Raw genomic sequence first — 20,400 nt, forward strand, 5'->3', positions numbered from 1 at the left:
AAAAGCCTAAGCCAAATTCACGACGGCGGGGCGAGATCCCCCTTCCGCCTGCGGTTGCTGCCCAAACCAGGCAATTTGATGGTGTAATTCCACCACTTCACCAATAACCAGCAACGCCGGTAATGGGGCCTGTTGAGCCAGTTGTTCCAGTTGTTGCAACGTACCCGTCTGCACCTGCTGATCGGGCCGTGTGCCGCGGCTGATCACCGCCACTGGCGTGGTAGCATCACGACCATGCACGATCAAATTACGGCTGATATCGGCCGCCTTCATGGTGCCCATGTAGATTGCCAACGTTTGCCGTGCCCGCGCCAGATCGGCCCAATCCAAGCCACTCCCGTCCGGGCGGCAATGGCCGGTAATAAAGGTCACGCTCTGCGCGTGATCGCGATGAGTCAGCGGGATACCGGCATACGCCGTCGCCCCTGCGGCAGCGGTCACCCCTGGCACCACCTGAAACGGAATACCTGCCGCGGCCGCTACCTGTAACTCTTCGCCGCCACGGCCAAAGATAAACGGGTCGCCCCCTTTCAGCCGCACGACGCGTTTGCCCTGCTGTGCCAGTTCCACCAACAAACGATTGGTTTCTTCTTGAATCACCGAATGCGCTCCGGCGCGTTTGCCCACGCAGATCCGCTCGGCATCACGCCGCACCAAATCCAGCGTTTCATCACTCACCAAATGGTCGTATAACACCACATCCGCCTGCTGCATCACCTGTAACCCACGCAGCGTCAGCAAACCAACATCACCCGGGCCTGCGCCCACCAGGGCGATCTCCCCCTGTTTGCCTGCATGCCCCTGCGCAAAAGCCGTTAAATCCTGTGCCAACTGCTGTTCTGCCTGCACTACCTGACCTGTGGCTACCAGCGTGGCGAAACGGCCACCAAAGGTTTTTTCCCAAAAACGGCGCCGTGCACCCAAGGAAGAAAGCTGCTGTTTCACTTGGCCACGCCAACGCCCGGCCACTTCCGCCATCTGCCCAAGGCTGGTTGGCAAAAGGGCCTCCAGCTTCTCACGCAGCATCCGCGCCAGCACTGGCGCTTGGCCGCTGGAAGAAACCGCCACCACCAACGGTGAACGATCGATAATTGATGGGAAGATAAAGGAGCAACGCGGCTGATCGTCCACCACGTTCGCCAACACGCGGCGTTTATCCGCTTCGGCATAAACCTCCGCGTTCAAGCTGCTGTCATCGGTAGCCGCAATAACCAGAAACACTTCATCCAACTGCTGCGGAGCAAAAGAATGCGCCAGCCAATGAACCTGCCCTTGCAAATGCAGATGTTCAATTTCCGGTGAGAGTTCCTGTGCAACTATCCGTATCTCAGCTCCAGCGCGCTGAAGCAGGCTGACTTTACGCGCAGCCACTTCACCACCGCCAACAACCAGCACCGGGCGTTGTTTAAGGTCGGCAAATAGGGGTAGGTAGTCCACAACGGCCTTTTCTTATAACCAAAAGATAGTGTGACTATACGGGGTGGAATTTAGCCTCTGAAATGACGAAAAGGAATACCAAGTTCGATAATGGAATAAGGCCACCGTATCAGCGTCAAAAGCGATAAATCGTGCGGACGCTCGGCAGCGAATATTAAGAAACGAAGAAATTGTGTAATCGCCAATAGCATCCCATACTAGGCAGCGCTCTTTAATTGCCTATGAGGCTACTGGCGGTCAATTCGCAGGATACAGCCTATATCGACAGTATTAAATAAGGATTTTTCGGCATGTTTCCCCATGGTTACCTGAGATTGGGTCTGTTGATCGCCATGCTTGGCAACATTGCAAATATTTCAGCGACCACCAAATCGGCTAAAGCAACCCCATTAGGCCAATTTGCCGCTGAACAGATGTTGATCTCCACCCTCGGCAACGATGCAAAGGTTTCAGCTACCGAAGAATCCACACCGGGTCAGTTTGCCGCTGAACAGATGTTGCTTGCCACCTTCAAAAATACTGCAAACGTTACCGCGGCACCCCAAGCAATCAAACCGGTCAAAACAGTGCCATTGGGCCAATTTGCCGCCCAGCAGACACGCTATATCGCAACCCATTTCCCTGGCAGGATGGTGGGGACTGCGGCAGAATCACACGCCGCCGACTATCTGAAACAGCAATTTACCCAAATGGGTTATCCCAGCCACCTGCGCAGCTTCAATGCCAGTTACCTTTACACCAACAAAGATGCCAGCGAAGACTGGTTCAGTACCCGTGTTACTTCCGTCATTGCCGCCAAAAAGGGAATTCAGGCGCAACAGATCATTATTGTGGCGCACTTTGACACCTACACCCCACGCAGTAGCAACGAACTGGACAATGGCCTTGGTGGCCTTACGTTGCAGGGAGTGGATGATAATGCCTCTGGCGTTGGCGTCATGCTGGAATTGGCGAAACAGATGAAAGATATTCCTACCAACTACAATCTGCGTTTTATTGCCACCAGCGGTGAAGAACTCAACTCTCTGGGAGCAAGAAACTACCTGAAACACATGACACAGGAAGAACGTAACAATACCCTGCTAGTTATCAACCTCGACAACCTGATCACCGGTGATCGTCTGTATTTCCACTCAGGGCGCAATACACCGCCGGAAATCGCAAACATCTCCCGCGATCGCGCCTTGGACATTGCCCATAATCACGGTATTGCCGCCGCCATTAACCCCGGTAATAAAAAACACCCGAAAGGGACCGGCTGCTGTTCCGATCAGGATGTGTTCGATGATGCCAAAATTCCAGTGATGGCAGTAGAAGCCACCAACTGGTCGCTGGGCGAAAAAGATGGCTATCAACAGGTTGCTATCAGCCCGCAGTTTCCGCAGGGGATCACCTGGCATCGGCCACAATATGACAATCTGCACTATCTGGACAGCCATCTGCCAGGGCGGATCGATAAGCGCAGCCGCGACAGCGTACAGATCCTGTTGCCGCTGCTTAAAGAGCTGGCTCAGGCGCAACCTGCTATAGAGATAAGAGAAGCACGGAAAGAAAAAATAAGAGTGCAACCTAAGCGCCAATCATCCTCTGCCGATTCAAGACTCAGCGACTAGAGAGCCGCATTTGATGCAGCAATTGACTTAGCCTGAGAATCCAACATCAGCAAGGCCCACTCTCGGTGTTCCGTAGATTTTCATCATCAGCCCCCAGCTCGGCTGAAAGCCGCAGCCATTTTTTTGTCGTAATTATTGCTCGCGTAACCAGCGCCGTTATAACCTTTGGCAAACGCAGCCCAGTCAAGCGCACGCAGGGCTTTAACCAGCGCCGAATTAGCATTGATAAAACGCACGAATGCCTCCAACTGATCCGCCTCACTGTTATACATCGCGTTGATAAAGGCTTGTAAATTAGGATATTTCAACAAATTCCAGTGATAACCCATGATCTGGAATGCACCCCAACTGCATGACTGGAGCGCACACTCACGCTCGATCTCCACTGCCCGTGCCAGACGATCGTGCTCCGCAGCACCGCTGCTATAACCCCCCGCTACGCGATTAACCAGATCGGCAGGCAAACCATCAACCTTAACCCCCTTCTCCAACAATAAGCGGCGAAACACATGCCGTTCGAACAGAATTTTGGGGCGGCCATCAGGCAGCATGCCCGCCCCCGCACTTTCCACTTCAGCCACCGCCTGCACTACCGCGCCGGGGACACCCAACAGCTCCACAACCCGTTGATAATCCTGAAATATCAAATTACTCATGGTCAACCCCACTTTTTTTAATACCAGAAAAATGCACTAATTGTTTGATGTTGCCCTTAACCGCAAACACGCCAATACATAACGCAACGTTGAGCAAAGCTTCAGCAGGATCCACCTCATCGTATACGCCCAGGGCAAGACGGATCGCCACCGTGCCGCTGGCCGCAATGATGCAGAAAGCAAAAATAGCCGTACCATAATCATGCTCATTGTTGCCCCGGCGGAAAGCGAGTAAGCGTAGTGAGATCAAACCACAGGCTATTCCATTAATCACTAAACACAGAGTATCAAGGTTCATTATTATGCCCCCCTTTTTTGAGCAGATCGGGATCCGCAGCGCGCTTGGTTAATGCCATTAATAAACGGACACTGACGGCTGAACTGACAATGGCCCCAATCAGCTTAGTCACCGCCAGTTCGCCCGGTAGCGTAGTGGATAGCGCATTGGCAAAAAATTCGCTTGATACCACGCCGATCACGAACGACACCAAAAACAGCACGGTTCGGGTGACAAAAGGGTAATCCTTCGCGCTAATAACAAAGATCACCGAGCCAATGAATGCGCCGATCACCACATCGGCGGCCTCCGGCCCAGACAGCAGCCCGGCGATAGTCGCACCAGTGACGATAGCGGTAGCCATTGCCGCACTTGAAACAGGTTCTGACATAGACTCTCCTCAAAAATAAAAAAGCCCCGCATTGCGGGGCTGGGTACAGCAAATTGAACATTATTCGGTACGGTTCTCTTCGACCGGTTCATCGTCAAGATCGTTTGTGTGCTGATTATCTGCCAGTGGTTCCTCTGCTAATTCTGGCTCTGCGCTATATACCTGCACACGCAGATCCAGCCAGCGGCCTGCTGGGATGTCGATCGGGTCGCCGTCTTTGTAGCCCGTGATGATGTTTTTAGCGAACGCCGGTGCCGATGAGTTTGCCCGGTGGAAAGTTTTGATCAGCAGATCGCCAGACGCATCAACCTCATAATCTACCCACACCAGCGGCAGCTTATTGCGGTCGGTCGGTATCTCAATACCGCCATCAATACCGCCCCATTCAGCATCCGAGTTAAAACCAAACGTGCCAAACACACGATAAACCCCTTCGCTGATGCGTTCAGTGGTAACACCTTGGCTTTGATCGTTGAGTTCGCTGGTGCCATCACCAAACAGTTTAACGATTGGAGAGGCTTTCTTGATAAAGCCGTTGGCATCTACGGTGGTGTTTTTATCTGTCCAGCATTCAACCCACGATCCTGCAACGCTACTGGCAATACGCCTAAAACCAAATCTCGCGCCAGCAGTAACGTTAGATGCTATTTGTAAGCCGGATGTACGAGCCGTATTTCCGAACACGTTCAGGATGTGATTATCCTCCCCGCCAAATGAATCAGTGACTGTATTTTTACTAAAAAATACCGGGCCATTAATACGATAATCAGATGCAAGCGTAATGCCAGTCACTGCTGGACGATAATCTGCTCCCAATCCATACGCACCTATTTGCAAATAACGAGCATCATTTTTACTGCGAGAGTCGAAAATCTCCCATGCTGTCCATGTCGCTATTCCAGCATCATATGCACGCTGGAAATAGTGATCGCCAAAACGGTAGGGGAAATATATTTGAGTTGCATATGATTCACTGCCAATACTGGCCCTCGACCTCAGAACTCTTAAAACGCCCGCCACACCTGTCGGATAGTTTCTCGCCACCGTAGCATTAGCATTGAGGTACTGATAAAAATCTCCCTCATCAAATACAGTATTTAAATCCGTTGTACCTAATGATGTGGCTCTTGTTGCTAATTTGCTAGAGCCTGAATAAACATCACCGGGGAATGTCACCGAACCATCAGCTTTAGCACTCATCGAATATGCCGTTCCATTCCAGCGAATGGTCATATTCCCGGTAGCGGTGTCTGAATATATCGCCCCCTTTTCAACATCATTGGCATCACGGAATCTCAGCAAAAGATTGGGCGTGGTGCTGGTAGCCCGCATTTGCTGATCGCCATTTGATGTGATGTTTTTCTTGAATTCAACCGCACTGGCAACCGTCTGTGTCGTGGTGGTGGTTTTATTCAACGTATCATTGATCGCCGCCGTCAACGCCGCCTGCGATTTCACCGTCACCGTTGAACCATCAGGCGCGGTCAGTTTGACATCGCCAGTACCACTAAGAATCTGCTGCCAGCCATCCAATTGACTCTGCCACTGATTGACCAGCACCGACAATTGCCGGGAGAAATACGCCACGCTGCCCACCAACGCGGTGACAATCGCATATTGCTGCCCCGTGGCGGCACTGCCGGTATAAGGCGTAGCCAGGGTGATTTGCGTATCGGAGACCACGCGCTGGATCTCATACATCACCACCGTACCCGCACCGGGTAGTAGCAGCATTTGGCCAGGGGCCACGCCATAAACCGGGTTGTTCCATTGGGTTCCCGTTCCGGTAACGGTGGTTGAATTTTGCGCAAGCGCTATCGTGCCTGTGCGATACCAAGCTGTAGAAGCCATTATGAAGTTTCCTTATTATTTTATATTGCTAGATTCAAATGCCGTTAACCGGGCATTGATGGTAGAGAGAGAAGAAGTTAATTGACGTAATGTATTCAATATATTGGCATTAGCGATCCACGCCTCAACGGCGGTGCTGGCGGTACATTCCAGGTGGTCGTCGATATTACTGGTTAATGTGGTTTGTATGGTATCGGCATTAGCCAACGCTTGAGATATCGCCGTAATGCCGTTGCCAAGTGCCGCATCTGCCGCATTCACATCCACTTGCAGAGCCGATATTGATTGTGCCAACTCGCTATCCGCAATGGTACGGCTTTTTGCTTCACTATCAATAGCGTTTGCCAGCACCACACTTTGGTTATCAAGCGCATCCAACCGGCCATTCACCGTACCATTAATAGTACGTTGCTGGCTTTGAGAGGCGCTCAGTTGTGCAGATGTCACCACCGCAGCGTCAGAGACGGCCTCCACCTGCTGTGATACCTGCGCAATCATCGCCGCATTATTGGCTACAGTGTCAGCCGCAAGCTGGGCAGCATCCCGCGCGCTGATTTCTGATTTCAGCGCCGCAGCGGCAGATAGCGCCGCTGCACTGGCACTGCTGGCTGCGGCATCACGGCTCTTCCCGGCAGACAGTTCAGAATTGGCGGCAGCACTGGCGCTGTTCGCTGCATTATGAACGGATTGCGCAGCGGCCAGATCAGAGCTTTTTGCATTATCCTCCGATTTCTGTGCTTGTTTCGCAGCAGCCCGTATCTCTGCCAGCACAATCGGGCCAGTCAATTCCGGGGCGCTGTCCACCAGATAGTCATTAAGCGTCCCCGATGGGCTATCATTGAGCAGGGTAATCGTCCCCAACACCACACGCTGCCCGTTTTTATACACCACCGTCACCACATATTCGCCAGGGTAGAGTTCAAGTTGATACTCGCCCCCGGCTCCGGTGGTAACACTGGCCGCTATCTGTAAAAAAGTCTGGCGGGTATTATGACGGGAAGTGATAACCAGATTGGCGTAGGGAATGGGTATTCCTTCTGGACTAAGGTAGCTACCTGATAGTTTTATCATTTGTTAATTCCAGCATGTAATTTTGACGGATTAAAGTCCTAACTGCATCTCTAAACCGCCGTTCTTGGATATGCATATATCATTTAGAGTGGGTATATCATTACTCAATGAGCAAACTATCCACATGCGGGTATGCGGAATAATTTGGTTCATTAATACGTAATCCATTACGAATACTCTTCAACTATTACATAGCCGTTTGCCCCCATTCCCGATGGTTGTAGCTGTGTAGCAGAAATATAAGTACCCATGGCACCGCCACCGCCAGGGAATTGTCCATTATCAGAAGGGATAGAAATATGTGGGTTTGCGCTCGCGCTACCAAAGCTTCCACCGCCAACCCCACCGACGATTATGCCACCGCTGAGAATTACACCACCTTGAGCAACCTGCCCACTGATATTTATTATCGTGCCACCAGTCGCCTGTACCGGTGCTATGCTTCCTTGATTACCCCCTAGACCACCCTCACAGGTAATATGTTTCCCAAATAACGATTTCCCACCATTGCCACCGTTGCTATTATTACCTGCAACCGTTGCGGTTCCACCGGTACCAACAGTTACAGATATTGATGTAACTCCAGTCACATCAATAAGGGATTCGGCATAAGCCCCACCTCCACCACCAACTGCCCCACTATTTATTGATGTTGATGACATACCCTGCCCTCCTCCCCCAGCTCCCCAAACTTTAGCTCGAATACGTTTAGTACCTGTAGTAGGAATGTAAGTACCCGATGCTGTAAATGTCTGGGTATTAAGTAGTCGACCAGAAACGCTATTCAATAACGCAGCGGATAGATTTTTTTGCAACGTAGATAAATCACCATTATCCAACACATCCTTCCCGCTGTTATCTGCAATAAACTGTGCTACTACATTAGTAATGACACTCGATTGCCGTAAGGCGGTATTCATTTCCTTCGATTTTGCGATACCAGTAGCGAAACCAGCATTACGTGAACTAAGAGCTAACCAATCTGTTGGATTTAATACGTTAGCACCGTTCCCAATACCGAAAGGTAAAAATTCATTTTTAGCCATAGGTGATATCCTTTATTTATACAGGTAATTCAGGCCAGATAATATCAGGGGCGGCATTCATCTCTACGCGATTTAATTGAACGCGATAACGCCGCCAATTATTGAGCAATACTACCTCTGCCTCGGTTGCCATATCTAAATCTACGGCATCTGCTAAAAGCATAATTGCTGCATTAGCCACCGCAATCAACTCTGTACGCTGATGAGTTGCAGCAGTGATATCAGCATCATGCTGTGCGGTTTTATCAGTAACCCATTCTTTGTCATTCCATTTATCATATGGAGTATTAGGTGCCAAGATCGTGCTATTTACTGGCAAACCTCCCAGTTCACTGATCGTTAGGAGTTGACCGGTTTCGGTGCTATACAGTGTTTTACCTCGATGATCCGCAACAGTTTCCCACGTATCACCGACACGGCGAGCAATATATCCGGCTTTACATTTTGGTGGTGCGTCAATACAGGCATTAGCGGGCAACCCTACCCCCTCGGATAAAAACTCCTCACAGGAATTCAGATATTCCCCTGTTGTGCCATCGTAATTAAATACGGTAACCACTCCTGAAATAGTAGCAATATAACTGCCATCTAAAATAGCCTGATTCATTATGCAGCTCTCACAATATAGTTAAATGCGATGTTACGGGGGCGATTTTCCGTTGAGGTATTAATTCCCGCCACGGCATTATCAAATAAAATACCGGGCCCCCCCGTGTTCAATCCACCACTGTTTGATGGTATCGTCATATTTGTTTTTATTAATTTTAAGACACCATCTCCACTAAAATCTGTCCCCAGTGTCTGAGCATGAATAGGGGTAGTGCTCCCCGTCATCCGTTGCATTGCGTGACTTTGCGCGGACAATAATGTTCGCCCCATATCCACCCCCCGCCCATCATCCCACCCGCGAATAAACTCGCCGCGTAAATCAGGTAGTATTCCACTGGGATAAGCTAGCGCCAGATTGGGATAAAGTGTTTTACTAAATGTCGCACCATTGCATTTTAACCAGCCTGTAGGCGGGGTCGCCGTCGGCCAGGGGAGCGGAACGCCGGTTGGGGTTAACAGGTTCTTTAACGTAGCAAGTAGCGCCGTAGTATCACCATTATCCAACACATCCTTGCCGCTGCTATCTGCAATAAACTGCGCTACTACGCTGCTGATCACACTGGATTGTCGCCAGGCGGTATTCAGTTCTTTCGACTTTGCCGCACCGGAGGCAAAGCCTTTGCTGCGCGCAGGCAGTGCCGACCAGTCTGCCGGGGTAAGGACATTCGCCCCCGCTCCGATGCCGAAAGGTAAAAAATCATTTTTAGCCATTAGTGATCTCCTTTAGATCCAAGCCCCACATGCCTTTGTCAAAGCCGGATAGATATTTATTGTCAGCATCAAAACCGAATAGCGGCCCTGGTTCCGACACCATGGTGTAATCTGCAATACGCACGCCGCCGGGTTTTACATCCAGATAGCCAAAGGCAATGATGGATTGCAGCACGGCAGGTAATGGGGCCCCGCTCAGATAAACGCTCATCGTCATGTCAAGGTTATCAACGGCGAAGATCTGGGTTTTGTCATCGGGGAAAACGCTCTGATAGATATTACTGAGGGTCGCCATCGTGCCGTCCCAGTTGTTCGCCAGGATTTTGGCGCGCAGGATGGTGCGGTAAGCCTCATCATCCAGTGCGGTAAACCCCATATCATCGAACACACCTTGCCAACTCCCTTGGTCGTAACCTAACCCGGTAGTATCGAAGGAAAAATAAATACCATTGATGGTGCTTCTGACCACCCGGCCAATACCAATCCACAATCCCAATGCATCAAGCTGGCTGTCTACCGCACGGTCGAGATCAAACTTATTGATAAAATCGCCCAGGGTTGACTGGATAGCCGTAAACGGCGCACTGCTCAAGCCGATGGTATCGAGATATTTCGGTTTATCGGCATGGTAGGCAGTGATGAGTTGTTGATAAGTATTCATGTCGTCACCACTGTGACATTCGCCGCCGCGCAGGTAACCGCCTGATTAAATGTAACGTTGATATTGGCCGCAGCCAGTGCGCTGGCGGATTTGCCGATTTGCAGGTCGGCCAGGTCATAGGCTCGCCCTTCACCATTGAGATTGGCAGGGACAAACAGGCGGTGCAGCAATACCGGATCGCCGATCGCCACGCCGTTAATGTAATCAGCAATGGCAGATTTAATCGCCTCAGCAATGTTGGTGGTATAACCCACCAAAGGCTTCAAGGTGACCCGTACATAGATCGGAACGCTGGTTTTGCGAAAGAAAGAGACCGAGCGAGTGATGCCATACTGATCGGTCACGGGAACAACCGTGGTGCCATAGCTCCCGGTTCCCGGCGTTTTTTTGGTGGCAATGGTATTGGCTATCTGCCGATCATCACCGCCATCCACCACAATCGCAATCGAATGGCTGGGAATGCCGTTGCTATCGGTAATACTGGTATCGTTTTCATAACCCCGGTAACGCTCCACATTGGGCAGAGTGGCGATGGCACCGATAATCCCCTCCAACACCGTGCGCGACGGCAGCGACACCGATCGCGATTGGCGGATACGCAGTTCCGCATCTGACTCCACCGGCTGCCCCGGTGACGCCGCCTGTGGGTTGGTGACTGCTTGCCAACCACGGGTAGGAGAGCCAATCACGTTAAGATCGCCCGGCAAGGCAATCACCGCACCGATCACCTGGCAGGTGGCGGTCACCGTTACCTGCCCCGACGAGCCGATCACTACGTTGCTCGGCAGGCTCCAACTGATGCCATTGGTGTCGCGCACCACGCCGTTGGTGATTTGAGTACCCACTTGCCCGCTGAGTACCACATCCGCCGTGGATTGACTGGCAGCATTTTTAGTAATGCCATTGATTTTGACATTATTTTCCAATGCCCGGCCCTGCGCCGTTGCTGGGCTGAACGAGTTGAATACCGCTATCGCCATATTATTGGCGTCATGAATGGCCAGCGCGATCACGGCGATCCACTGCCCATCTTTGCTATCCGGCTCCAGGTAAGCATCTTCGCCATAAATCTGGCGGAAAAAGGCCGTCAGCGTGCTAAGGACTGTCTGATAATCGGGCGCACTAATCCCTTGGGCATCGACGCTGGCCGATAACCCTAATGTATCAAGATTGAGCATTATGCCTCGCTATTAATGGTGGTTGTTCCGTACAAGGTGTTGATAGTGGAGGTAAAGATCACGCGGCGGGTCTGCGGGTTGACTTGCACCTGAAAATCAGTGATTTCGCTTACCCCTCGGGTTCCCAGAATGCGTTCACGAACGGCCATCTGATAGACCAGCGATTTATGCTTCCCCAGAATATCGGTTTTATAAGGTGTACCCGCCGTGGTATCCAAAAACCACTCCCCTTGCCATAACTCAAAACGGGTTTTCACTGCTTGAGCCACAGCTTCAGGCGTGTTGACCATAAAGGTGTTATCTCCAGCGCCAAAAATGTAATCGCCGGAGCTGTCTTCTCTGCGGTAGCGCATTATTGTGCTCCTCCTGTGGTGCCACTGCCGGTTTGTACACCGCCGTGTTTGTGATTTTTCAGGCTGATACCGGATGCTGTGACATCATTTTTCACGGTCACCGGCCCGTTGATGGTGGCGCTGCCACCACCACTCCCCATGCCTTGCGACAGGTTGCCATTGATGGTGACATTGCCATTCAGCACGATGCTAGGAGAGGTGATCTCGGTTCCACCATTAGCATTCGCCGTCAGTTTTCCCGACGTGGTGACATTAACCGCATGGCTGCCAGGGATCAGTTCGATCATCGCAGCCCCATCGTCACTGCGCAGCTGCGCCGATGAGGTGCTGATATTACTGATTTTATGAGTTTGCGACTGTGGCCCGAGAATGGCAAAAGCATCCGCCAGATGGTGCATTCGCCCATCTACCGCATCCTGTACATCACCGTTTTGCCACCAGAAATCAATGCAGCGATCGGCAAACACCACCAGACACTCATCGCCTTTTTTCACTGGAAACGTCAGGCTGACACCGCCACCGCGCGGGAAGATCACCGGAACATCCACCAACAGAGGTAATTCCACCTGCGTCACTGTGCCGTCTGGGTTTTCAATCCTGCCGCGAATGGCGGGGCGCACCTCGCAGGTCACCGCGTTGGCATTAAAGGATTCGATAATCCCCGGCATTGCCACACGGAGTTCTGAATAGATAGATTCCCGCAGGGTGTCGAGAATAAACTCCGTCGAACTGGCCCGTTCTTTATTAGTAATCATCACTCCTTACCTTATTTAACGTGATAGCGTCCGCTTTACCTTTGGCGACACAGACCAAATCCATATACCATTCATTGCCGCGAGTATCGCCGTGATAAGAGAGATTAATCACCTTATAATCACCATCTTTTGATAATATCGAAGATGGTACTTTAACTGGCTTTTTCGCTGTTTTAGCAGGATTCGCATTGTCAATCGGTGACGTCGTATTATAGACACTGCTATTATCAAGCCTCACCAGGCTATTAATAATAATATTAGGGTTAATCAGGCATCGTAAATTAATGCCACCGTCAATGGTCTGCTGAGGCATGCCAATTAATCCAGTCCTGTTGTTAAGAACAATAGTACCGGCACTGTGGGTATTATCAGGCCGCATCTGGATAGTGTTATTGACATATTGCCAGGTCGCCTTGTTTTGTAACGCCAGGCGGTCCATCTCATCCCGATGCATACCATAGATCGGTTTGCCGCGGGGCATTTTAACATCATCCAGCTCAGGAATAAGACCGACGGTCACGCCAAAGTTTTTCACCGCTTTTAATAAAGCCTGAAAAATATCCGTCTTACTGTATCCCGCGGCCAGCGTAGTATTCACTGTTGCATAGCAGAAAGCCTTATCATTCTCCGATGCCTGGATGGTGACAAAGGTATCCGTTTCATTATCCCTGCCATCAATAGAGAAATTTATTTCCCCACTGAATATCAAACCGGCGTTATCCTGATACCCGGCCAACAGCTGTATTTTTGCAAACTCCCCGCGGGTGATTTTATTCGCCACATCGGACGAGAGGTTATAAATTTTAAACACCGCTTCTTTAGGATATTTGGTATCCTGCCAGGTGATTGAGAAAGTGAATTTAAAAGAGGATAAATCCAGTCCATTACCTTTTTCATCAACCATCACCAGGGAACATTTTCTTACCCAGTTTTCACTCATATCTCACCTACCAATAAGGTCACTCCATACTATTAGTTTCAACTGGCAATAAAATACAGATGCCCAGCACTACCAAGATTATCTTTGGTAGGTGTAGCATAAATATCAACATCAGAGGCAACCACCAACGCACCATTAAAGCCCAGATGTCGATAGGGCTGTAAAAGATTAACTCCGGTTACCAGAGGTATGCCATTGACAATATCGGCTCCGCTACTGTTGGCAATATCTAAAATCCATCCAGCGTTATCGCGCCAGAGTAATGTCATTTGATATTCAACGCCTCTTAATGTGATTCTGAAACGCTGATTATCCGCAGTCAGTGCAATTTCTATCATCGTTCCATGACTCCTTTAAGTTCAGACACCCCCGTTTTTATCGCTCCGGTAACGCTATCGACAAACGCTCTCAACATATTATTCGGATTCACTGTTAGAGGGTTTTTTACCCCAGTGTTAGCAACACCGGCGGTATTCTGCCCCTGAGCCATGTCTTCAACTGGGGTTTCGGTAACGGTTTGAGTATTAGTGATATTAATTTGCTGCATGGCGAGGGTAATCATTAACACATTTTCAGTGGCTGCATCCGTAGTCACATTCAATGAACGAATCAGCATATTTTTATATTGTCGTTTACCGGTAGTGACATCAAAGTATTCAAATGTGTTTTGTAAATCCAGTAACTGCTGATATATCTCTTTCGGATTGGTACCAATGGAAAGTTCCTGCCCGGCAATCTCATACTGCGAGGTATCAAAAAAATCCACCAATGAACCCGCACCGGCAAATCCCAACTCCATCACCAGCTCGGCTGGGCGATTATAGGCGTGATCGTTAATCGCGGCCCCGAAACCCACCGGATGTTCGGTGATTACCGTGCTGTCACTGTGTCTTTCGCTGATCACAATGCTGGGCACAATGACACCGATACGCCGTTTTTGCTGATTAAACAGCACTGATAACAGATCCATTATGATGTCCTCGGTGTTATTTTGCGCATCATATCTCTGTTCACTTGCTCCTGTGCATTGGTCACTATTTTGCCAAGCGCATGGGGATCCTTACATTCGGCATTTAACGTAATAGAGGTGTTCTGGTTAATCACCGTTGAGGCCGCTCCCGGTTTGCCTGATGCACAGCAACAGCCTTTTGCAGAAAGATAATCCTCTGGCTGCTGCGAAAGTAATGTTTTACTGGCGTGTTCTAAATTAGGCACAGGCAACTGCTTTAATGCTGACATCATGCTATTTAGCAGTTCATAGCCGGATGATGGCCTTTTTTCTTTCGCTACATTGGTGTTGCTTTTTACTGCCCCAAGCGAAGGGGGCACTTTCGGAGGAGTGACCTTTTTCTGCTCTACCGCAGTATTTTTTTGTGAGGTTGGATTTAAATATTCAGCTCTGGGGCGTAAGTATGACTTAGGCTTCTCCCAGTAACCTGTATTTGGACCAAAATATGTAGAACTCGGTCCCGTACTCGTTTGTGAACCATAAAATTTGCCTATTTTTTCATCGGCATTTATAGGTTCTTCAACTATGCCAGTATGGCCATCCCATAATGCAATATCTCCCGGCTTCACATCTTTGACATCTATCTCGTCAAAGAATTTTGAACTCTTTAATTCCGCAGTGGTTTGGTAAGGAATTTTATAGCCATATCGCTTTAAGATCTCATTAACCAGATGTGAGCAATCTATTGTAGGCGTACCATCCTTTAACCTCCCCTTTCCCTTAGCCCATTTATAGCCCTCATACTCTTTTTCAATATCTTTCGTAATAAGTGGTGGTATGTAATTTTCTAACTGCGCATTCGGAACGATAGGAATGGTATCATCTTTTGATACTGCTATAACATCCTCTAGCTTGCTTTCACTATTAGCCAGAGAGGAACTACTTAAAAATTGTGCAGCTATGGATGAGAGATCGTTAACGCTTCTCTTTCCTCTTTCAACATAAGAGCTTATTTCTACTCGATTTCCATCCCTGCTATTATTCCCGAGATGAAAATACTTATTAGCCCCAGTAGCTCCTTTTAAGTGTGCCCCCATGGCGAACCCGGCTCTTTCAATAGCCGTACTATTGGCATTTAAAATCGGAGGGAATACGCTATCAAGAACAGATTTCCCTTCAGGGTTTTTTACATAATTTTTATATTCACTCTCTCCAGCTCTGATATTTCTGTTACTGTTTTTAATAAAAATTTTATACTGCAAATCACGATCGTCAAGAAAAGTCTCCAAGCCTCCTGCGATTGTCCAGTTATCTTTATTATTCAAAAAACTCTTCTGGCTAACATTTGCCCCAAGATAAGCTTTATACTTGTCCATTTTGATAAGACCAGCATCAGTAAGTGCTGCTGCACCAAACTGAAATAAACCTACATAGCCTTTAGAATTTTCGGCACGTTGTCTCCCATCACTCTCATTGTGCATTGCACCTAAAGCATAAGCGAGAGTTTGCTCTTTATTTAAACCGGTAACAGTCAAGCCTTGATTACGTTTAAACACACCGCCATGCATTTTAAGTAATTTATCGACATCTTCTTTAGTCGCGAATATATTTTTAGCCATAACACCTCCAATTAATTAAGAGGGCCGAAGCCCTCCTCAATATGTACGGCGGACTCACCCTCGAAATGCATAACGATTAATTAACTCTGCTTACGCCATTTCTCTATCCTTTCAGCGTTATCAAACTGCAAGTCGAGAAAATCATTCATCAGTGCCACATCAGCCAGGCCAATAGAACGATCGCGCAGAGCAGTATACGGAATAAGACCTGCGTCGACCGGGCGCAGCAGGTACTCTTCCCCCCCCGGCAGGGTATCCAGCGTTAAACCGCTGGCAGGTCGGCTATCTCGCTGGCGAGGGGTACGGGAAAAAAATCGCCGAGGGAATCTCGAATGACGTTACCGACCAATTCCAGCATGCTCAACATGTCGATATCATCAAACATCATCACCCCATCCTGGAAAACAGCGGTCCAGATCTTGCCATTCTTGCGCGATACCATAGAGAGGCAGGGATGGATGATGGCGTCGCAGTCAGCGTCGCTCATGGCGGCAACGGCTTCTGCTACCTGCGGCAACAAGGCCGCCAGCGTAATTTCACCACTTTTCAGTTCCTCAAAAACCCCCGCCACCGCGGGGAGTAATTTACGGGAAACACGAAACTGCTCAAAAACATCGAGCTTTCTCGCTCGATATTCCTGCCCTTTAAGCTCGAACTCCATACTTAGAATTCTCCTAACATCTGGTCAACCTTACCGCAGTCAAACACCCAGGTTACATTGCCGCCTTCTTTGGCATTAACATGGTCAGGGCGCTTTTGAAACGCGCAGTTGCGCGCCACAATAGTATCCCCAGAGGCGGTATTACGGATGGTGATGATGTTATTCCCCCACAGAGTGGAAGAAAGGCCTTGCGCACCGTAGACCGAGGAGAGCTTTTTGTTCGCTGGTGAGGTTTTCAGCAGCGTAATGCTAATAGTGCCTGATTTAGCCGCGTGCAGGCTGTGCATCACTTCACCATCCGCTCCCAAGGTCATAGTGTTTTGCGGGCCGCTCATGGAGACCACGATCCCCTCGTCGGCATTAGAAGCGCCATAGCCCAAATCAATAACCCCACTCGGGCCCGCCAAGGTGGCGCTAACGTCTGCAAATGAATAAGTAGCCATAGTTTTTTCCTTAAATTAACGATTTACGTTGATGATGACATCGGCGTAATGCACTGCACCCGCCAGTTTGATGGCACACTGGATCACCGGTGCGCGGCGTTTTTCACGCTCTGCCTGCGATTGTTCGGCAATCGGTGAGGCATAGGTGTAATAGCCTTTGGTCAGCGTTTCACCCGATTGCAGAATGCCCAGCGGCCCACCGTTCCATACCCCTGGTGCAATCAGACCGTTATCGACCCCTTTCGCCAATGACTGCTCAACATTGGTCAACAGCCGCGTTACACCGCCATCGGTTTGTGGAATTTTGCTGGTGGAGGTGAACAGCAGGTTGTAGAGATTGTTCTGTACATAGTTCTGCAACCAGTCCAGTCCATGACGCTCGTCGATAAAATCGCCGTTACACATCACCCCTTCCTGGATAATCGCCGTGTCGTTGTTGTAGTTGACAAAGACGTTGGCGTTTTTCCCTTGCACAGTATTGGCATCGGTTTGCGACAGGGTTTCCGCCGTGATGCCCGGCTGCTGTTTGAACTTCAGGGTGATAGTAGTGTTGTTACCGCTGAAATTGACGGTAAAAGCGCGCCCAAACAGCGAAGCTACCGCATAAGGGTTGGCGCTCGAATACTGCACTAATGTGCGTGAGTAGTTCGCCGCTTTCAGGGTGCTGGCAATATCCGTACTGCTGCCCGCAGTGAAGATGTTGCTGTTTTGTGTGGTGTGACCATAGATCCGCGCGACACCGTCAGATTCAATCAACGCGGCAACCTTGGTGATATCCGCATCACTCAATGAGGTATCCGCAATCATCAGGCCATACCAAGCAGTGGATTGGTTAGCCAATGCCGCGACACACTCATCAATTTTCTCTGCCGCTTTGCGGGGAACCACTAACGCACCGACATTTTGTACCAGCCCCATCAACAGAGAGAGGTCAGTCCCGGTATTCACCGAACCATAAGTGACGGCCGAAGTCGTACCCGTAGTTTTTGAGCTAACGATAAAGCGGCTGCCATCCCATACCACCGTGGCAGTGCCGATGGCGGTAGCCACTTTGGCAGCAATACCGTTCAGGCTGCTGTCGGCAGAGAAATCAAGCGGCCCCACGGTTTTCACGGTGCCGTCAATGGTGATTTTCATTGAAGCATCTTTCACCGCAGTAAAGCGGCTTAGCTGCTGTTGTGCTGGCGTGAGAACCCCACCACGCAAGACAGCGGAAGCATCGGTTTTCACCCAGCGCCCGATCAACAGATCCACCGGGCGCGGGGATTGCTGGTAATAAAGGTTCGCTGCCTGATATTCCGGTGAGTTCAGACCGAAATCGGCCACCACACCGCTGATATCGCTGTAGGCGCGCAGGCGCTCATGGACATCAATGACGGGCGAGTTGCCAACAATCAGCAAAGAACCAAAGTTACGGGCCTGTGCAGCGCGGACCGCCATGTTCACGGACACGTTGATAATATTAGAAACAGGTAATCCCTGTGACATAAGCTTACTCTCCAAAAAAGTGTGTTGGTGCTTCGAGGATAGAGTGGATCGCGTACTCTCTGACCACTTTGCGCTGAAGCGTCAAGTGCTGATCGTAACGTCTAACCCACTGATTATTTTTCAGTTCATGGGCTGAAACTATGGCTCCCGACGCCGCAAATGCGAGGCCAGCCCAAGTCAGTTCTTCCCGGTTTTGCGCTATAGCGACACCATCACGGAATTCGGTCGCGAGCCGTTGCCCGTGAGGCCCGTAAAAACTGACCATGATTTCAATCAGTTCATTGCGCCATAGCTGTGCGCTGCCCTCCGTCTGATTAACAAATGCCGGATTGTCGTTGGCCTGGAATTTCAGTATTCCTAAGGAACACCAATCTTCCGTGGCCGACAGTTGGTGAGGCTGTTCGGCAGTCCAGTGCAATAAAACATGCTTCGGCGGCAGCCCAGAGACACCCCGTACCCAGCGGGAAAGGGTGCGCTCCAGTTCGATGTCATCCTGTTGTGATGACGAAATAGGTCTCAGATAAGGGGTTTCAGTGCGCGGGTTAAGGTGGTTGTTTTCGAGGTTGTCTAGGCTATTACTGCCAACGTTGTTGCTCATCCGGCACCCCGCCGTCAAACGGCATCAGTTCACAATGGGCCAGGACGAAGCCGGCACCATAGGCTAGATAGGGATCGACAAAGGTCACTCGGTAGTCACGCCCCTGATAAGTGACAACATCGGCGTCGCGCCCGCTCTGCCCCTGAGTTAATCTTTCCAGCGTAATGATCTGTATCGAGCCACTGATCGTCTGGCTCGGTGGCATACGCTGGGTCATCAGTGAATGGTTCACCGTAACCACACCGATAAACGGCATGGATTGCCGCACCACGCTGGTGACGCCATCATCGTCTGTCAGCAACAAGTGGCGCGTGACGACCAGCGTCGAGTCGGCAAAATCGGCATCCAGCAAAATATCGGTTACATCAAGCAGTGGCATGGCAACCCCCTGCCGAGCTTTTCCATCGGCTATGCACGGCAAATTTCACGCTATTTTTCATTGTGTTAACGCTCATAACTGCTGCCCTCCGGCACCAAACAGCAGCAGCAGATCGTAAAACTCTGCCCCATAGCGGGTATGATTCCACCAGCTCGCTTGAGGATTAAGGGTGGCGCCGTTGTCATAGTGGATGCTGACCTTATCCACCGATTTTTTAGCCAGTACGCCACTGTTGTCGCCGCTATTGCCCCCCAGTGTGCTGGCCCGCATATCGGCCGCAAACAGGGTGAGATAATGGGCGACGAACAGCTCGACCACATAGGGGTAGAGCAGGTCATAGCGCGTTTCATCCAGCAGTTGATCGGCCAATGCCAAATGGAGGGCGATCTGGGCCGAGGGATAACGAGTCACATCGCTAAATTGCGGGAAATCAGTACGAAACTGTGCCTCTGTGGGTAATGACTGGTTGTTGGGTGGTGGCATGATTATTGACCCCTGTTAATTGCTTCCGCCACAGGCGGTTTTTGATCCCATTCAGCATGTGGAGCTACCGGAGCCACTGATAGCCGCCCCACCGTGCGTTGCTCCCGGCCTGCCATTGCCTGACAGGTTATTTTTGGGCGTACCAACGGCGTGCCGAAACACAATAGGAAACCCTCGGCTAATCGATAACGGGTGTTATCGAGCCGGGCATTAAAGAAATATTTCATTGAT

26 protein-coding genes are annotated in these 20,400 nt (G+C 50.1%); 1 reads left to right on the forward strand and 25 read right to left on the reverse strand.

What is annotated here, in order from left to right; all coding sequences use genetic code 11:
* Positions 1–6 precede the first annotated feature (6 nt).
* The gene (gene cysG / locus Z042_RS22695; protein WP_024910437.1) at positions 7–1,437 is read right to left on the reverse strand and encodes a siroheme synthase CysG; all 1,431 of its coding nucleotides are present in this window, start codon (positions 1,435–1,437) and stop codon (positions 7–9) included.
* A 494-nt stretch (positions 1,438–1,931) separates the two neighbouring features.
* On the opposite strand from cysG, the gene Z042_RS22700 reads away from it, so the two are divergent.
* Positions 1,932–3,050 (forward strand): aminopeptidase, encoded by a 1,119-nt coding sequence (locus Z042_RS22700; protein ID WP_045784921.1) that lies wholly within the window; start codon positions 1,932–1,934, stop codon positions 3,048–3,050.
* 86 nt (positions 3,051–3,136) lie between these two features.
* Here the strand turns inward: Z042_RS22700 and Z042_RS22705 are convergent, their stop codons facing one another.
* The 24 genes from Z042_RS22705 to Z042_RS22815 form a co-directional block, all read right to left on the reverse strand.
* Positions 3,137–3,706, reverse strand: coding sequence for an N-acetylmuramidase family protein (locus Z042_RS22705; protein WP_024910435.1), 570 nt, complete (start codon positions 3,704–3,706; stop codon positions 3,137–3,139).
* The gene (locus Z042_RS22710; protein ID WP_024910434.1) at positions 3,699–4,004 is read right to left on the reverse strand and encodes a phage holin family protein; all 306 of its coding nucleotides are present in this window, start codon (positions 4,002–4,004) and stop codon (positions 3,699–3,701) included. The genes Z042_RS22705 and Z042_RS22710 overlap by 8 nt, the downstream gene beginning before the upstream one ends.
* A complete protein-coding gene (locus Z042_RS22715) occupies positions 3,994–4,374 on the reverse strand; it encodes a phage holin family protein (RefSeq protein ID WP_024910433.1) in 381 nt (126 codons plus the stop codon). The genes Z042_RS22710 and Z042_RS22715 overlap by 11 nt, the downstream gene beginning before the upstream one ends.
* Positions 4,375–4,434: 60 nt before the next feature.
* Entirely contained in the window at positions 4,435–6,225 is a 1,791-nt protein-coding gene (locus tag Z042_RS26420) for a pyocin knob domain-containing protein (protein ID WP_024910432.1), read from the reverse strand.
* Positions 6,226–6,240: 15 nt separating this feature from the next.
* Positions 6,241–7,296 (reverse strand): prophage tail fiber N-terminal domain-containing protein, encoded by a 1,056-nt coding sequence (locus Z042_RS22725; protein ID WP_024910431.1) that lies wholly within the window; start codon positions 7,294–7,296, stop codon positions 6,241–6,243.
* A gap of 167 nt (positions 7,297–7,463) precedes the next feature.
* Positions 7,464–8,342 carry a glycine-rich domain-containing protein gene (locus Z042_RS22730; protein WP_024910430.1) on the reverse strand — a complete coding sequence of 293 codons (879 nt, stop codon included), beginning with the start codon at positions 8,340–8,342 and terminating at the stop codon, positions 7,464–7,466.
* Positions 8,343–8,358: 16 nt separating this feature from the next.
* Positions 8,359–8,949 (reverse strand): tail fiber assembly protein, encoded by a 591-nt coding sequence (locus Z042_RS22735; RefSeq protein WP_024910429.1) that lies wholly within the window; start codon positions 8,947–8,949, stop codon positions 8,359–8,361.
* Positions 8,949–9,662, reverse strand: a complete 714-nt coding sequence (locus Z042_RS25370) for a phage tail protein (RefSeq protein WP_024910428.1) — start codon at positions 9,660–9,662, stop codon at positions 8,949–8,951. Before Z042_RS25370 ends, Z042_RS22735 begins: the two co-directional genes overlap by 1 nt.
* Positions 9,655–10,323 carry a DUF2612 domain-containing protein gene (locus tag Z042_RS22745; protein ID WP_024910427.1) on the reverse strand — a complete coding sequence of 223 codons (669 nt, stop codon included), beginning with the start codon at positions 10,321–10,323 and terminating at the stop codon, positions 9,655–9,657. Before Z042_RS22745 ends, Z042_RS25370 begins: the two co-directional genes overlap by 8 nt.
* Positions 10,320–11,504, reverse strand: a complete 1,185-nt coding sequence (locus Z042_RS22750; RefSeq protein ID WP_024910426.1) for a baseplate J/gp47 family protein — start codon at positions 11,502–11,504, stop codon at positions 10,320–10,322. Before Z042_RS22750 ends, Z042_RS22745 begins: the two co-directional genes overlap by 4 nt.
* Positions 11,501–11,854 (reverse strand): contractile injection system sheath initiator, encoded by a 354-nt coding sequence (locus tag Z042_RS22755; RefSeq protein WP_024910425.1) that lies wholly within the window; start codon positions 11,852–11,854, stop codon positions 11,501–11,503. The genes Z042_RS22750 and Z042_RS22755 overlap by 4 nt, the downstream gene beginning before the upstream one ends.
* Entirely contained in the window at positions 11,854–12,609 is a 756-nt protein-coding gene (locus Z042_RS22760; RefSeq protein ID WP_037405607.1) for a Gp138 family membrane-puncturing spike protein, read from the reverse strand. Before Z042_RS22760 ends, Z042_RS22755 begins: the two co-directional genes overlap by 1 nt.
* A complete protein-coding gene (locus Z042_RS22765; RefSeq protein WP_024910423.1) occupies positions 12,599–13,549 on the reverse strand; it encodes a phage protein in 951 nt (316 codons plus the stop codon). Before Z042_RS22765 ends, Z042_RS22760 begins: the two co-directional genes overlap by 11 nt.
* Positions 13,550–13,587: 38 nt before the next feature.
* On the reverse strand, positions 13,588–13,887 hold the full coding sequence (locus tag Z042_RS22770) for a phage baseplate plug family protein (RefSeq protein ID WP_024910422.1): 300 nt from the start codon (positions 13,885–13,887) through the stop codon (positions 13,588–13,590).
* The gene (locus Z042_RS22775; RefSeq protein ID WP_024910421.1) at positions 13,884–14,519 is read right to left on the reverse strand and encodes a phage baseplate protein; all 636 of its coding nucleotides are present in this window, start codon (positions 14,517–14,519) and stop codon (positions 13,884–13,886) included. The genes Z042_RS22770 and Z042_RS22775 overlap by 4 nt, the downstream gene beginning before the upstream one ends.
* Entirely contained in the window at positions 14,519–16,117 is a 1,599-nt protein-coding gene (locus Z042_RS22780; RefSeq protein ID WP_024910420.1) for a hypothetical protein, read from the reverse strand. The genes Z042_RS22775 and Z042_RS22780 overlap by 1 nt, the downstream gene beginning before the upstream one ends.
* A gap of 80 nt (positions 16,118–16,197) precedes the next feature.
* Positions 16,198–16,344, reverse strand: coding sequence for a DUF6889 family protein (locus Z042_RS26710; protein WP_071882885.1), 147 nt, complete (start codon positions 16,342–16,344; stop codon positions 16,198–16,200).
* A gap of 35 nt (positions 16,345–16,379) precedes the next feature.
* Complete coding sequence (locus Z042_RS22785; RefSeq protein ID WP_024910419.1) at positions 16,380–16,778, reverse strand: phage tail assembly chaperone; 399 nt, start codon at positions 16,776–16,778, stop codon at positions 16,380–16,382.
* Between the two features lie 2 nt (positions 16,779–16,780).
* The gene (locus Z042_RS22790; protein ID WP_024910418.1) at positions 16,781–17,221 is read right to left on the reverse strand and encodes a DUF3277 family protein; all 441 of its coding nucleotides are present in this window, start codon (positions 17,219–17,221) and stop codon (positions 16,781–16,783) included.
* A 15-nt stretch (positions 17,222–17,236) separates the two neighbouring features.
* Positions 17,237–18,709, reverse strand: coding sequence for a DUF3383 domain-containing protein (locus tag Z042_RS22795; protein ID WP_024910417.1), 1,473 nt, complete (start codon positions 18,707–18,709; stop codon positions 17,237–17,239).
* Positions 18,710–18,713: 4 nt separating this feature from the next.
* Complete coding sequence (locus Z042_RS22800) at positions 18,714–19,307, reverse strand: phage neck terminator protein (RefSeq protein ID WP_024910416.1); 594 nt, start codon at positions 19,305–19,307, stop codon at positions 18,714–18,716.
* Positions 19,285–19,686 (reverse strand): hypothetical protein, encoded by a 402-nt coding sequence (locus Z042_RS22805; protein WP_024910415.1) that lies wholly within the window; start codon positions 19,684–19,686, stop codon positions 19,285–19,287. Before Z042_RS22805 ends, Z042_RS22800 begins: the two co-directional genes overlap by 23 nt.
* A 72-nt stretch (positions 19,687–19,758) precedes the next feature.
* Entirely contained in the window at positions 19,759–20,169 is a 411-nt protein-coding gene (locus Z042_RS22810) for a DUF4054 domain-containing protein (protein ID WP_024910414.1), read from the reverse strand.
* A gap of 2 nt (positions 20,170–20,171) precedes the next feature.
* Positions 20,172–20,396, reverse strand: a complete 225-nt coding sequence (locus tag Z042_RS22815; protein WP_024910413.1) for a hypothetical protein — start codon at positions 20,394–20,396, stop codon at positions 20,172–20,174.
* Positions 20,397–20,400 lie beyond the last annotated feature (4 nt).

This window comes from Chania multitudinisentens RB-25 (assembly GCF_000520015.2).
Lineage (GTDB): Bacteria > Pseudomonadota > Gammaproteobacteria > Enterobacterales > Enterobacteriaceae > Chania > Chania multitudinisentens.

Coding starts and splice junctions, on each gene's coding strand:
- Z042_RS22700 (WP_045784921.1), top strand. CDS start 1,932: ATGTTGCTTGCCACCTTCAAAAATACTGCAAACGTTACCGCGGCACCC.
- Z042_RS22705 (WP_024910435.1), bottom strand. CDS start 3,706: ATGAGTAATTTGATATTTCAGGATTATCAACGGGTTGTGGAGCTGTTG.
- Z042_RS22710 (WP_024910434.1), bottom strand. CDS start 4,004: ATGAACCTTGATACTCTGTGTTTAGTGATTAATGGAATAGCCTGTGGT.
- Z042_RS22715 (WP_024910433.1), bottom strand. CDS start 4,374: ATGTCAGAACCTGTTTCAAGTGCGGCAATGGCTACCGCTATCGTCACT.
- Z042_RS26420 (WP_024910432.1), bottom strand. CDS start 6,225: ATGGCTTCTACAGCTTGGTATCGCACAGGCACGATAGCGCTTGCGCAA.
- Z042_RS22725 (WP_024910431.1), bottom strand. CDS start 7,296: ATGATAAAACTATCAGGTAGCTACCTTAGTCCAGAAGGAATACCCATT.
- Z042_RS22730 (WP_024910430.1), bottom strand. CDS start 8,342: ATGGCTAAAAATGAATTTTTACCTTTCGGTATTGGGAACGGTGCTAAC.
- Z042_RS22735 (WP_024910429.1), bottom strand. CDS start 8,949: ATGAATCAGGCTATTTTAGATGGCAGTTATATTGCTACTATTTCAGGA.
- Z042_RS25370 (WP_024910428.1), bottom strand. CDS start 9,662: ATGGCTAAAAATGATTTTTTACCTTTCGGCATCGGAGCGGGGGCGAAT.
- Z042_RS22745 (WP_024910427.1), bottom strand. CDS start 10,323: ATGAATACTTATCAACAACTCATCACTGCCTACCATGCCGATAAACCG.
- Z042_RS22755 (WP_024910425.1), bottom strand. CDS start 11,854: ATGCGCTACCGCAGAGAAGACAGCTCCGGCGATTACATTTTTGGCGCT.
- Z042_RS22760 (WP_037405607.1), bottom strand. CDS start 12,609: ATGATTACTAATAAAGAACGGGCCAGTTCGACGGAGTTTATTCTCGAC.
- Z042_RS22765 (WP_024910423.1), bottom strand. CDS start 13,549: ATGAGTGAAAACTGGGTAAGAAAATGTTCCCTGGTGATGGTTGATGAA.
- Z042_RS22770 (WP_024910422.1), bottom strand. CDS start 13,887: ATGATAGAAATTGCACTGACTGCGGATAATCAGCGTTTCAGAATCACA.
- Z042_RS22775 (WP_024910421.1), bottom strand. CDS start 14,519: ATGGATCTGTTATCAGTGCTGTTTAATCAGCAAAAACGGCGTATCGGT.
- Z042_RS22780 (WP_024910420.1), bottom strand. CDS start 16,117: ATGGCTAAAAATATATTCGCGACTAAAGAAGATGTCGATAAATTACTT.
- Z042_RS22785 (WP_024910419.1), bottom strand. CDS start 16,778: ATGGAGTTCGAGCTTAAAGGGCAGGAATATCGAGCGAGAAAGCTCGAT.
- Z042_RS22790 (WP_024910418.1), bottom strand. CDS start 17,221: ATGGCTACTTATTCATTTGCAGACGTTAGCGCCACCTTGGCGGGCCCG.
- Z042_RS22795 (WP_024910417.1), bottom strand. CDS start 18,709: ATGTCACAGGGATTACCTGTTTCTAATATTATCAACGTGTCCGTGAAC.
- Z042_RS22800 (WP_024910416.1), bottom strand. CDS start 19,307: ATGAGCAACAACGTTGGCAGTAATAGCCTAGACAACCTCGAAAACAAC.
- Z042_RS22805 (WP_024910415.1), bottom strand. CDS start 19,686: ATGCCACTGCTTGATGTAACCGATATTTTGCTGGATGCCGATTTTGCC.
- Z042_RS22810 (WP_024910414.1), bottom strand. CDS start 20,169: ATGCCACCACCCAACAACCAGTCATTACCCACAGAGGCACAGTTTCGT.
- Z042_RS22815 (WP_024910413.1), bottom strand. CDS start 20,396: ATGAAATATTTCTTTAATGCCCGGCTCGATAACACCCGTTATCGATTA.